The 12,455-nt window shown below is 71.3% G+C and carries 11 protein-coding genes; 6 read left to right on the top strand and 5 right to left on the bottom strand.

Annotated features, from left to right (window positions below; all coding sequences use genetic code 11):
• Positions 1-31: 31 nt before the first annotated feature.
• Entirely contained in the window at positions 32-739 is a 708-nt protein-coding gene (locus tag ACZ69Q_RS32300; protein WP_471048687.1) for a TetR/AcrR family transcriptional regulator, read from the top strand.
• Positions 740-911: 172 nt separating this feature from the next.
• On the opposite strand, the gene ACZ69Q_RS32295 is transcribed toward ACZ69Q_RS32300, so the two are convergent.
• On the bottom strand, positions 912-1,688 hold the full coding sequence (locus tag ACZ69Q_RS32295; RefSeq protein WP_471048685.1) for a GNAT family N-acetyltransferase: 777 nt from the start codon (positions 1,686-1,688) through the stop codon (positions 912-914).
• Between the two features lie 140 nt (positions 1,689-1,828).
• Between ACZ69Q_RS32295 and ACZ69Q_RS32290 the strand changes: the two genes are divergently transcribed.
• Positions 1,829-2,314 (top strand): nucleoside deaminase, encoded by a 486-nt coding sequence (locus ACZ69Q_RS32290; RefSeq protein ID WP_471048684.1) that lies wholly within the window; start codon positions 1,829-1,831, stop codon positions 2,312-2,314.
• Positions 2,315-2,367: 53 nt separating this feature from the next.
• On the opposite strand, the gene ACZ69Q_RS32285 is transcribed toward ACZ69Q_RS32290, so the two are convergent.
• Positions 2,368-3,222, bottom strand: coding sequence for a GNAT family N-acetyltransferase (locus ACZ69Q_RS32285; RefSeq protein WP_471048681.1), 855 nt, complete (start codon positions 3,220-3,222; stop codon positions 2,368-2,370).
• A 248-nt stretch (positions 3,223-3,470) separates the two neighbouring features.
• A complete protein-coding gene (locus ACZ69Q_RS32280; RefSeq protein ID WP_471048679.1) occupies positions 3,471-4,118 on the bottom strand; it encodes a chaplin in 648 nt (215 codons plus the stop codon).
• Between the two features lie 270 nt (positions 4,119-4,388).
• Between ACZ69Q_RS32280 and ACZ69Q_RS32275 the strand changes: the two genes are divergently transcribed.
• Positions 4,389-5,972 (top strand): alpha/beta hydrolase, encoded by a 1,584-nt coding sequence (locus tag ACZ69Q_RS32275; RefSeq protein ID WP_471048944.1) that lies wholly within the window; start codon positions 4,389-4,391, stop codon positions 5,970-5,972.
• A 65-nt stretch (positions 5,973-6,037) separates the two neighbouring features.
• Positions 6,038-7,135: a baeRF3 domain-containing protein gene (locus ACZ69Q_RS32270; RefSeq protein WP_471048676.1), complete on the top strand. Its 1,098-nt coding sequence runs from the start codon at positions 6,038-6,040 to the stop codon at positions 7,133-7,135.
• Between the two features lie 66 nt (positions 7,136-7,201).
• Here the strand turns inward: ACZ69Q_RS32270 and ACZ69Q_RS32265 are convergent, their stop codons facing one another.
• Positions 7,202-7,615, bottom strand: a complete 414-nt coding sequence (locus ACZ69Q_RS32265; protein ID WP_471048674.1) for an SsgA family sporulation/cell division regulator — start codon at positions 7,613-7,615, stop codon at positions 7,202-7,204.
• A 429-nt stretch (positions 7,616-8,044) separates the two neighbouring features.
• On the opposite strand from ACZ69Q_RS32265, the gene ACZ69Q_RS32260 reads away from it, so the two are divergent.
• Complete coding sequence (locus tag ACZ69Q_RS32260; protein ID WP_471048671.1) at positions 8,045-9,436, top strand: PP2C family protein-serine/threonine phosphatase; 1,392 nt, start codon at positions 8,045-8,047, stop codon at positions 9,434-9,436.
• A gap of 79 nt (positions 9,437-9,515) precedes the next feature.
• Here ACZ69Q_RS32260 and ACZ69Q_RS32255 read toward each other — a convergent pair whose 3' ends face one another.
• Positions 9,516-11,009 carry a DNA-binding protein NsdB gene (locus ACZ69Q_RS32255; RefSeq protein ID WP_471048668.1) on the bottom strand — a complete coding sequence of 498 codons (1,494 nt, stop codon included), beginning with the start codon at positions 11,007-11,009 and terminating at the stop codon, positions 9,516-9,518.
• Between the two features lie 244 nt (positions 11,010-11,253).
• Between ACZ69Q_RS32255 and ACZ69Q_RS32250 the strand changes: the two genes are divergently transcribed.
• Positions 11,254-12,396, top strand: a complete 1,143-nt coding sequence (locus ACZ69Q_RS32250; protein WP_471048665.1) for an aminoglycoside phosphotransferase family protein — start codon at positions 11,254-11,256, stop codon at positions 12,394-12,396.
• The last annotated feature ends 59 nt before the right edge of the window (positions 12,397-12,455 follow it).

Raw genomic sequence — 12,455 nt, 5'->3', positions numbered from 1 at the left:
AAGGTGTGTAGCGACCCCAGGAGGAACCGCCGTGACCAGCAGTGCGCAGACCCCGAGAGCGCGATATCGCGAGCAGACCCGCGCGGAGATCAAGGTGATCGCGCTCCGGCAACTGGCCGAGGGCGGCACGGAGGGCGTCGCCCTCACCCGCATCGCCAAGGAAGTGGGGCTGTCGGGTCCCGCCCTGTACCGCTACTTCGACTCCCGCGACGCGCTGCTGACGGAGCTCATCCGCGACGCGTACGCCGACCTGGCGACCGCCGTCACGTCGGCGGCCGGCACCCTTGCGTCCGGTACCTCACCGCGAACGCGGCTGCGGTCCCTGTCCGCGGCATGCCGGAGCTGGGCGGTCGAGCAGCCCCACCGCTATCTGCTCATCCAGGGCACTCCGGTGCCGGGCTACACCGCACCCCCGGACACGGTCGACAGCGCCCGGGCGGTGCTGGGACCGTTCCTGCCGGCCTTCGACGGGGCCGAGCCGTCGGCCGCGGTGCGGCCGGTCGTGGACCAGATGACTGCCTGGGCGGAGCGGGACGCGGCGGTCGCCGAGTGGGCGCGCGGGCAGGTGGCGGCCAGGTCGGAGGGCGTCGCGCTGGCCGGGTCGGTGCTCGCCTGGTCCCATATGCACGGCTCGATCGGGCTTGAGGTGTCCGGCCAGTTCACGGGTATGGGCCACGACCCAGGCACCCTGCTCACGGCCCAGATCGACTCACTTGCGGACGCGTTCGGGCTCGACTGAGGACCCGGTCGAGGGCTTCGGCCGAGGCCCGGGCAAGCGGCTGCCGAGGAGCGCCGGAGGGGCGGCCGGGCGCGCCTCAGCAGCGGGTGAAACAAGCGCGCGCTCGGCCAGAACGGCGTCCCGCGACCGCGCGGCGAAGCAGAGCATCCGTGCCTGGCTCCAGCCGGTTCATCTACGGCGTGTACACATACGGCGTCGTGGTCGTCAGCGGCTCGAAGCCGAGCCGCTCCAGGATGGGGCGGCTGGTGCTCATGGCGTCGACCTGGAGATACCGGTAACCGCGGTCCACGGCGGCACGGGCCCGGTGGGCGACCAGCGCGCGGTAGATGCCCCGGCCCCGCCAGCCCTCGACGGTCCCGCCGCCCCACAGCCCGGCGAACCGCGTGCCCGGCACCAGCTCCATCCGGGCCGCGCTCACGGGCGTGTCACCGGCCAGGGCGACGACGGCGACCACGGTGTCCGCGTCGGCCGTGAGCTGGGCGAGCAGTTGGTGCCGGAGCCGGGAGCCGTCGGTGCCGAAGGCCTCCTCGTGGACCCGGGCGACGAGGTCGACACCGGCCCGGTCGGTCACCGGCAGGACGCGGATGCCTTCCGGCGGCTCGGCGTCCAGATTCAGGTCCGCGACCTCGCCGATCATCAGGGTCTCCTCGGGCTGGGACACGAAGCCGGCCGTTCTGAGCCGCTGCCCGAGGTCCACGGGGAGGTCGTGACCGTAGAGTTTCCACTCGAACTCGCGGCCCAGCCCGGAGAAGTGGGCGATCTGGTCGGCGATGGCAGCATCGGCGCCCGCCGCGTCCAGGTCGGACCACACGACGCCGTTCCAGCCGTGCCCGGACGACACCTGGCGTACGACACGGCCCACCCGCTCGACCCGCGCGTCGGGGCCGTCCGGCCGCGCGCCTTCACGCATGTCCCGGTCGAACAGGGCGAGCACCGCGGCATGATCCATGGAGCCACTCCAGCACCGCGCCGCCGCCGCGGCAAGGCCTTTACGGCTCGGGCGGCCCTGCCCCGGCCATCCTTCCGGCCCCGCGTGGGCGACCATGGGTTGCGCAGGGAGAAGTCGCGCCGCTTGGAGGGCCGAGAGCCATGGTCGTGAAGGACACCGAACTGCCGCATCTGCGCCGCTGCGTCGAGCTCGCGGCCGAGGCCCTCGACGCCGGGGACGAGCCGTTCGGTTCTGTTCTGGCGGGGCCGGACGGAAAGGTGCTCGCCGAGGACCACAACCGGGTGGCCTCCGGCGATCGCACCCGGCATCCCGAGTTCGAACTGGCCCGCTGGTCCGCCACCCACATGTCGCCCGAGGAGCGCGCGGCCGCCACGGTGTACACCTCCGGTGAGCACTGCCCGATGTGCGCGGCCGCGCACGCTTGGGTGGGCCTGGGACGCATCGTGTACGTCGCCTCCTCGGAGCAACTCGGCGCATGGCTCGCCGAGTTGGACGTACCCGCCCCACCGGTACGGACGCTGTCGATCCAGGAGGTCGCGCCGGGCGTGACCGTGGAGGGCCCGGTCCCCGAGCTGACGGAGGACATCCGCGCGCTGCACTTCCGCTTCCACCGGCGCACGGCCTGACGGCGGGCGTTGCCCCGCGCCGGTGTTCGGGGCGGACCCGGCCGGCGAGCCCGCTAGCCGAGTTCCAGCGTGGTGACGCCGAAGACGCGCTCCTGCGCGTACGGCCGTACCGGACCCGTATACATACGGGCCGTCTCGAAGGAGGGCGCGAAGCCGGCCTCCTCGGCGAGGGCGACGCCGGCCGGGTTGGTCTCCGGCACGTCGATGGCGACCTGGCCACCGGCCGCCTCGGCGGTCAGGGCGCCGAAGACGGCCCGTGCGTCCTCGGGGGTGTCCGCGAAGAGCGGGCCGATACGCGGACAGTCGTGGCCGGGGCGGATCACGCCGTAGCCGGTGACACGGTCGCCGGAGCGGCGCACGACGGCGTGGTGTCCGGGGCCGGTGAGCCAGTGCGCGAGGAAGGCGGGCCGGTCGGCCGGCGTGCAGGTGCCGTCGTACGCGGCGATGTCCTCGACGTCCTGCGGCCGCACCGCCCGCACGTCAGCCGTGCTCCGAGGGGCGGGTGCGGTGCCGGTGTACCGGAAGGTGCGGTGGGCGAGCTCGAAGCCCGAGCGGCGGTAGTTGTCCTGCTGGGCGACGACCCCGTCGAGGCCCACCGTGCGGTTCTCGGCGTGCGCCAGCGCCGTCTTCCAGGTGGTGAGGCCGTAGCCGAGGCCACGGGCGTCGGGGCGGACCAGGTACCAGCCCAGGAAGGCGTAGTCGGTGCCGTAGTTGACGACGGAGATCGCCGAGACGGGCTCACCGTCGATCCGGCCGATGAAGAAGCCCTCGGGGTCCTGGGCGAAGAAGGCCGCACTGTCCGAGACTCCCGGATTCCAGCCCTCGTCGACCGCCCAGCCGCGGACGACCGGCCAGTCGCCGAGGCCGGCCTGGGTGATGACGAGGTCTTCGGGGGCCGGAGAGGCCATGGATGCGCTCCGTTCCGTGGGGGGTGCGTACGCGCGGTGATCATCCGCGCATGCAGCATCCTCGCGGATCGGCCGGGAGTGAGTCACGGCATGATCAAGCCGTTGCGGCACCTCACGGAGGACCCGGCGGACAACTGTTCGTACGGCCGCGAGTGTCCGCCGAGCACAAGGACCCCCTGTTCCGGTACGACAAAGGCCCCACCGTTCGCGTGCCCGGTGGGGCCTGCCGTACCGCGTCGCAGCGCCGGTCAGTGCACCGCCCTCGGGCGGAAGCGGCGGTACAGGACGGCCCCGCCCAGGACGAGGGCCACGGCGCCCGCCACGGCGGGGGCGGTGTGGTCCGCTCCGGTGTACGCGAGGGTCGCCTCGGGCGCGTGCGGCACGTGCGCGGGCGGCACCGACCGCGGCGGATGTGCCCTGGGCGGCGTGGACGGCTTCGGCGCGGGCCGGGTGGTGTGGGGCGGGCTGGAGGTGTTCACCGACTCGTTGTCCACCGCGGCGTTGCCGACGCCGACCACGTTCACGCTGTTGCCGCTGACGTTCACGGGGAGGTGGACCGGCAGCTCCACGACATTCCCGGACACGACACCGGGCGAATCCTTTCCGCTTCCTTCGGCCGAGGCTCCGCCGTGCGACGGCGCCTTGGTCTTGTGCCCACCGTCGTCGTTCGTGCACTTGTTGCCGACGGCGGGATTGAGCAGCCCCACCACGTTCACGGTGTTCCCGCACACATTCACCGGGACGTGCAGCGGGACCTGGATGGTGTTGCCGGCGAGCAGCCCCGGGGAGTCGGTCGCGGCACCGTCCGCCGCGGAATCGGCGTATGCCGGCACCGTCACAGCCATCGCCCCGGCCGAGGCGAAGGCGATCACACCGTTTCGGGTAACCCGTCTCATAGGTTCCCTGCCTTCCAGACTTGGTCACGGGCACTCGCCCGCATCGGATAAAACGCAGGCGAACCATTCGAGTTATGGCTTATCGGCCTTTCACCCCATCGAGTGTCACGCTTGTCGAACTAGTGGCAAAAACGCCCGATAGGAACGCAAGGGGCGCAGGGTACGACTGCCCGGACGCTCCCGCATCCCGGGAGGCGTGCCTTCCGGAGCCCGCTTATCGTGATCGAGGACGCCGTTTCCCGGTCCGCGACGGGCGTCCTGGAGGCATCCATGCTGGCCAAGCTGTCAACGCGGCCCATGCTGCGACGCTGCACGGTCACCTGCGCGGTCGGTCTCGCCCTGTCCGTCACGGGCCTGTCCGCGAACACCGCCGACTCCGATCCCGACCTGGCCCGCTTCTACGGGCAGAAGGTCACCTGGTCGAAGTGCCCGGGCGAAGGGCTGCCCAAGGATCTTCAGTGCGGCAAGATCACCGTCCCGCTCGACTACGCCCACCCCCGGAAGGGAACGCTGGATCTGGCGCTCGCCCGCTATCGGGCCACGGGCGACAAGCGGGGCTCGGTGCTGCTGAACTTCGGTGGGCCGGGCGGCCCCGGCATCCCCGAGTTCGCCACCGGCGGCAAGGAGTTCATGGAGCTGACCGACAACTACGACGTCGTGACCTTCGATCCGCGCGGCGTCGGCAGGTCCTCCCCGGTGAGTTGCGGCGACGGCGAGGAGGAGATCGACATGCCGGAGGACGGCACCGATCTCAGCCGCGATCCGCAGGCGGTCCTCACCCAGTTGAAGAAGGCGGCCGACACGTGTGCCCGTCACTCCGGCCCCGTGCTGCCGTACATAGGCACGGTCAACGCCTCGCGCGACATGGACGTGATGCGCGCGGCGCTCGGTGACGACAAGCTCAACTACCTGGGTTTCTCGTACGGAACGCGCCTGGGTGCGGTGTACGCCGCCCAGTTCCCCGACAAGGTCGGCCGGCTGGTGCTCGACGGGGTGGACACACTGACCGAGCCACTGACCGAGCAGGGCGTGGCGGGGGCGCAGGGGCAGCAGAAGGCGCTGGACGAGTTCATCAACTGGTGCGTGAAGGACATCGCCTGTCCGTTCGGCCAGGACGCGCGCGAGGCCCGCAAGCAGGTCGTGCGCCTCGTCGAGTCGATGGACGCGGATCCGGTGCCGTCGGCCTTCGGTGAGCCGTTCACCGGGCAGGACCTGGTCGGCGCCCTCGGACAGGCGCTCTACAGCGAGGAGTTGTGGCCCTCCCTGGAGCGGGCCCTGGCCGCGCTGGTCGAGGACGGCGACACGCACGCCATCGAGACGTTCGCGGCCGGCGGAGCCGCGCCCGTCCGGCGCGAGGAGACCGACGATCCCGACGGCGGCCTGGTGGACGAGGAGGAGATCCCCCTCGACAACATGCCCGCGGCGCTGATGGCGATCAACTGCGCGGACGACCCGGACCGGCCCACCGGCCGGCAGATCGTCGACAACCTCGACCGGCTGCGCGCCGAGTACTACCGGGCGTCGCCCGTCTTCGGCCCGTACCGGCTCAGCGGGGTGCTGATGTGTTACGGCCGCCCGAAGGGCACGGACTTCATCCGCGACGACGTGAAGGACCTGGACACGGCGAAGATGCTCCTCGTGGGCACCCGCGGCGACCCCGCGACGCCGTATCGCTGGACCGTGGAGACCGCGAGGCGCCTGGGCTCGCCGGCCGTGGTCCTCGACAACAAGGGCGGCGGACACACCGGTTACGCCTCGTCCAAGTGCGTGCACGCCAAGGTCGACGCCTTCCTGCTGTACGGCACGCTGCCCGCCGACGGCAGTTCCTGCGGGCTGGAGGAGGACAGGCGGTAGACGCCGGGCGGGGTGATCGGATTGCCCCTAATGCCCGATCGGTGAATCGGTCCTATCGTGCTGTTATGGAGCACGCACTCAGTCCCACGACCCTCACCGAGCTGCGGCGCCCGCGCCCGTATCCGGCCGTGTCCGTGCTGACGCCGACGCATCGCCGAGAGCCCTATCGGGCCCAGGACCAGGTCCGGCTGCGCAATGCCGTCGCCGAGGCCAAGAAACAGCTCGAGGCCGATCCCTCCGTCACTCGCGAACGACGTACGGACGTCGAGCGACAGCTCGACCAGGCGCTCGCGGAGGTCGATCTCACCTACGCCGAGGACGGCCTGGTGATCTTCGCCGCGCCGGGAGAGCACCAGGTGTGGTCGCTCGCCCGCACGGTGCCCGAGCGCGTGGTGCTCTCGGACACCTTCCTGACCCGCAACCTGGTCTCCGCGCAGGCCGCCGAGCGCCCGTACTGGGTGCTCTCGGTCTCCGCCGACCGCGTCACCCTGTGGAACGGCAGCCTCGACCGCATCACCGAGGCCCGCCTCGGCGGCTTCCCGCTGACCCGGAGCTTCGAGAACTTCGACGCCGAACGAAGGGAGCAGATCGGCGACACGCCGAGCAAGTTCCGCGACGAGGACACCCGCCACTTCCTCAAGGACGCCGACTCGGCCATGACCACGATCCTGCGGCGCGATCCGCGGCCGCTCTACGTAACCGGCGAACAGGCGGCACTGTCCCTGCTGAACGAGATCGGCGGCACCATGAAGGTCGCGGTGCACATCCCGCACGGCGGGCTCGCGCACGCTACCCGCGATGCCGTGTGGCAGGCGATCCGCCCGCGGATCACCGCCGAGGCCCGCAAGAGCGCCGGTGCCGTCCTGCGCGAGCTCGAAACCGCCCAGGGCCGCAAGGCGTTCGCGGCCGGCGTCGACGAGGTCTGGCGCAGCGCCCGCGAGGGACGCATACGCCTGCTGGCCGTCGAGGAGAACTACCGGGTCACCGTGCGCGGCGAGGGCGGCGACCATCTGATCCCGGCCGCGAGCGGCGATCTCGACGCCCGTGAGGACATCGTGGACGAGATCGTCGAGCAGTGCCTGGAGACCGGCGCCGAGGTCCGTTTCGTACCGGACGGCACGCTCAGCGAGACCAGCGGTATCGCCGGGGTGCTGCGCTACTGACGCGGACGCGCCGAGGAGGCCGGCCGCGACTCGCCGGCCTCCTCGCACCGCACCTCGCCGCTCGCCTCACACCTCGTCGAAGAGCGCGCTCAGACCCCGCTCCACGACCGCCTCCAGATCCTCCTCGCCGGCCGCGACCACCGCGTAGGTCCGCAGCAGGAAGCGCTGCAGGGCGCCGGTGTCGAACTGGAGCAGCGCCATGCCGTACGGCGAGTGCAGTTCGACGACCGTCCGATCCTCGCCGCACGGCCAGACATGCACGTCCCCGTCCCCCGCCGGGCCGCGCAGCCCCGCCTCCAGCAGACCGCGCGCGAAGGTCCAGGTGGCGCCCTGGCCATCGAGGGAGACCTCGCCCGGGAAGTCGATGTACACCGCGAGCGGGTCCGTGGAGGCGTACCGCAGTGTGGCGGGCACGGGGACCTCGCGCTCCTCGCCCGTGATGAGGCGGGCGCGGGCGGGCTGCTCGAGGGCGATGTCCATGGGCGGTCTCCCCTGCGGTCGGCGGTCGGACGGTTTTGCCGCTGTGCTTTTACGACTCCGCAGAGGCCCTTCGCAGTACACCCAAGAGCACGCCAATTTTGTGAGCTGCGTCACTCCCGACGCAGGGAGCCGACCGTCACACCGGGACCCCCGCTCCACCCCTAGAACACGCGACCGTCGAACATTCGCGTGAGGGCCGTACGATCGTCTCGACAGACCATCAAAACCCGTACGCCGCCTACGACTTGGACCCTCGAGTGACGTACGCCGTTCGTACCGCACGGCCCCTCCGGGAAGACTCTGGCATATGCCAGGCGCACCACCGAATCGGGTGTTGCCAAATCCCTTACAGGGCGTCGCGGGCTGTGCCACAGTCGTAACGGTCCCTCCGTCAGCCTTGGTCGTACCGTCCCCGCATCGGAGTGCGTCATGCCACCCCATCTCTCTGCGGACCGCCCCGCCGCTCAGCCGCCAGGTCGCGGCTCGGTCGATGCGCTCATATCGCAGGCACGGCGGCTCAAGGGCGACGTCGACGCCATCCGGCGGGACACGCAGAGCGAGGCATCGGACCCGCAGGAGCGCTGGCAACGGGCGCTGTACGACCTCGCGCTGCACCAGCTCGACGACCTCGACGAACACCTCGGGCAACTGCGCGACGGCCCGGCCCCCTCGGCCACGCCGCCCCCACCCCGGCCCGACTCGCTGCTCAGCCGGGTCGGCAGCGCGGAGTGGAACTTACTTACGGACGAGGCCAGTTGGTCAGGCGATCTCTACCAGATCCTGGGCCGCGACCCCGCCACCGCACCGCTCACCCTCGACGAGCTGCCGTCCGTCGTACTCGACGAGGACCGGCGCAGTCTCACGGCGATGGTCACCGACTGCCTGGTCGACGCCAAGCCCATCGACGGGGAGTTCCGGATCGTACGGCCGGACGGCGAGGCCCGGACCGTGCACATGATGGGCGAGCCCGTGCTCGACTCTGACGGCAGCACCTCCTCGATGTGGGCCGTGCTGCGGGACGTCAGCGAACTGCGCCGAAACCAACGCGCCGTGAGCGAGACCCGTGACTCGCTCCAGCGCCACCGGGCGCACACCGAGCACCGGCTGGCGGTCGAGTTGCAGGAGGCCGTGCTGCCGCCGTGGCGTGGCTCCCTGCGGCTCCCGCACCAGGGCCCGGAGACACTGGACCTCGCGGCTCGATGCCTTCGGTCCTCGACGGCCGCGATGATCGGCGGCGACTGGTACGACGCACTCGAACTGGCCGATGGCGAAACGTTGTTGAGCGTCGGCGACCTCACCGGCCATGGCGTCGCCGTGGCTTCCGGCATGGCGGCCCTGCTGGGCGCCGTGCGCGGCATGGCGATGGCCGGCACCCAGCCGGGCCAACTGATGTCCTGGCTCAACCAGTTACTCGACGCAACCGTCCAGCCCGCCCTCGGCAGCGCCGTCTGCTGCCGCTACCGCCCCGACACCCGCACCCTGACCTGGGCGCAAGCCGGACACCCCGCCCCGTTGCTGTTCCGCGACGGGACAGGGCGCAGGCTGAACGCGCCGGACGGCGTCCTGCTGGGCGCCACCTCCGGTGCCGTCTACGCGCAGGCCGAGGAGACGCTCGAAGTGGGCGACCTCCTGATGCTGCACACCGACGGACTGGTACCGGGGCACAGCGCGGCGGACTCCGTGAACCTCCTCCTCGACCTGGCCCCCCGACTCGGCGAGGCGGGCACGGCACAGGACTGCGTACGGCTGATCGCCGACGAGTTCGGTGAGAGTGAGCGCGAGGACGACGCCTGCGTGCTCGTGGCCAGGGTGACCTACTAGAAGGTGACGCTCCGAAGGGTGCTGCCCCGGAGCCTTGGCGTTGCGGTCAGCAGCACAGTCCCCCTATGACCGTGCGCTGTCATGCCCGTGCGCTGTCGCCGCCCGTCCTCTTGGCCTTGGGCAACGCCAACCGGATCTCCTCCCGCAGTTCGTGGATCCTCGGGTAGCTGGAGTACTCGGCGGTGAGCCGGTACATCTGCCGCAGCCGGTCCCAGGTACGGCCGGAGGAGTTCGATCCCATCGACATCAGGGCCAGCCGTGCGTAGCGGTCGGCCTGTTCGGGGTCGTCCGCGATGAAGCAGGCGGACGCCATGGACAGATGGTCGAAGATCTTCGAACGCTCCCGGCCGTCGACGCGCAGGGCCAGGGCCTTCTCCGCGAAGTGCTGGGCGTGCACGGCCGCACCCGGCTCGTACTCGGCCAGCGTGCGGTAGGCCAGGGCCTGCATGCCGTACAGATCCTCGTCCTTGAAGGTCTGCATCCAGCTCGGCGGCGGCACGTCGCTCCGGTCGGAGACGAAGAGGTCCTCCGCCTGTCCGAGGGTGCGGCGCATGGCCTGGCCCTTGCCCATCGACGCCTGCGCCCAGGCCTCGATGGTGTGGAACATGGCCCTGGTGCGCGGCAGCACCTCGCCGCCGGAGCCGGACTGGGCGAGTTTCATGAGGTCGAGTGCGTCGTCGGGCCGGCCGAGGTGCACCATCTGGCGAGCCGCTCGGGAGAGCGCCTCCCCGGCGCGGGGCCGGTCGCCGCCCTCCCGGGCCGCATGGGCGGCGATGACGAAGTACTTCTGCGCCGTGGGCTCCAGGCCGACGTCATGCGACATCCAGCCCGCGAGGACGGCTAGGTTGGCGGCGACGCCCCACAGGCGCCGCTGGAGATGATCGGGGTGTCGGTAGGCGAGCATGCCGCCCACCTCGTTGAGCTGGCCCACGACTGCCTTGCGTTGCAACCCGCCGCCGCGGGCCGCGTCCCAGGCCCGGAACACCTCCACCGAGCGCTCCAGTTCCTCGATCTCCTGCGACCCGATGGGGGCGGCCTCATAGCGGTCGAACCCGGCGGGGTCGGCGTGCAGGGGGTCGTCGAACTGGGGGGCGTCGGCCTTGAGAGCCGGGTCGGAGTGCAGCCAGTCGTGCATGGCGCTGCTGAGTGCGGATCCCGCGGCGAGCGCGGCACCCGCGCCCACCAAGCCGCGTCGGTTGAGCATGAGGTCCATTCCCGTGAATTCGGTGAGGACCGCGGCGGTCCGTTCGGGCGCCCACGGCACACCGTCGGGATGCTCCACATTCCCGGCGTCCTGCCGTTTCCCTGTACGCCCGTGCCGGACCAGACCGAGGTCCTCGATGGTCACGACACGGCCGAGACGCTCGGTGAACAGAGCTGCCAGCACCCGCGGCACCGGATCGCGCGGGATCTCTCCCATGTCGATCCACCGCCGCACCCGCGAGGTGTCGGTCGCCAGTTGCGGGTGGCCCATGGCCGCCGCCTGCCGGTTGACCAGCCTCGCGAGCTCGCCCTTGGACCAGCCGGCCAGGCCGAACAGGTCCGCCAGGCGGGTGTTGGGTTCTCCGCTCACGTCAAGCCCCCAGGTTCTCGGCTGAGTTGACAGTAGCCCGGTGAGAGTTGCCTCGGGACTATTCGCCAGGGTTCGCCAGGGTGCGCCAGATGGTGTGCCACTGGGCAACGGGTGTCAGGTAGGAACGCGCCACCCCGACCCGGTCGCCTTTTGAACAACGGGCCGCACTCCCCAGGGTGCACCCGAGGGGCCGGGCCGGGTAGCGCAATGTCGTCGCAGGCACACGAAGGGATCTGTTTCTCCCATGTACGCAGCATCGTCCTCCGTGTCCGCCCCGCCCCGGTCGCTGCGTGCCCGCCCGGCGGGTGGCGGCCCCTACCTCGCCCCCGCGCGGCCGGCGGCCGCCCCCGTGCTCGGCGCGGGCCGGCCGCTGCGCGCCGCGGGGCTCGGCACCCAACCGCTCAGCGGGAGACTCGACTTGTCCGGCCCCCAGGGCGCCCAGTTGCGTACGGCCATCGCGTCGGTGCACCGGATCTGCCCGGAGTTCGCGCCGGTCCAGGTGCTGCGCCGCAGCGGGCGGTCCGTCCTCCTGGTCGGCACGACCGGGCGCAGCACGGCCGTCGCCAAGTGTTTACTGGACCAATCGCCGGCCTGGGCCGAGCGGATCCGGCACGAAATAGCGGCATACCGCTCGTTCGTCCGGCACCGGCCCCCCGTGCGTGTGCCGAGACTGATCGCGGCGGATCCGGACAACTGCACGCTCGTGATCGAGCGGATGCCCGGCCGGGTGGCGGCACTTCAGCGGCACCCGATAGAGGTGCCGCCGCGTGCGGACATCAAGGCGGCACTCGGCGCGATCTGCCGGCTCAACGCCTGGCGGCCGCCGGCGGGCACCTTCGACGCGCCGCTTGACTACGCGGCCCGGATCTCCCGGTTCCACGAGCTGGGGTTGCTCACCGACCGGGACATGGGTGACCTCCAGAAGCTGCTGCACGGCATCGCGGCGACCGCGGGCCGGCACGGCATGGGCCAGTTCTCCCACGGCGACGCGCTGCTGTCGAACATCCTGCTCTCACCGGCCGGTCCAGTGCTGGTGGACTGGGAGCACGCGGGCTGGTATCTGCCGGGCTACGACCTGGCGACGCTGTGGGCGGTGCTCGGGGACGCACCGGTGGCCCGGCGGCAGATCAGCCAGATCGCGCAGTCGGCGGGTCCGGCTTCCCGGGACGCGTTCCTGGTGAACCTGATGCTCGTACTGACCCGCGAGATCCGTACGTATGAGACGGCCGTGCAGCGTTCGATGCACGACGCGACCCCGGCGGCATCGGGAGTGGCCCACCCGGGTGCTGCGCCGTCCGGCGAGGAACAGCGGCTGCTGCTACGGCGGCTGCACGACGACTGCCAGTTGGCCCGTCGGGCCGTACGTGCGGCGGTCGGCACTCGCTGACGGGGACGGTGGTCCGCGGTGCGCTCTGGAGACAGGCGTACCGCGGGCTTTCGTGTGCC

The sequence above is a fragment of the Streptomyces sp. NPDC036764 genome (genome assembly GCF_055609385.1).
The sequence above is the reverse complement of the archived record's forward strand: the minus strand, read 5'-3'. Positions and strand labels throughout refer to the sequence as shown.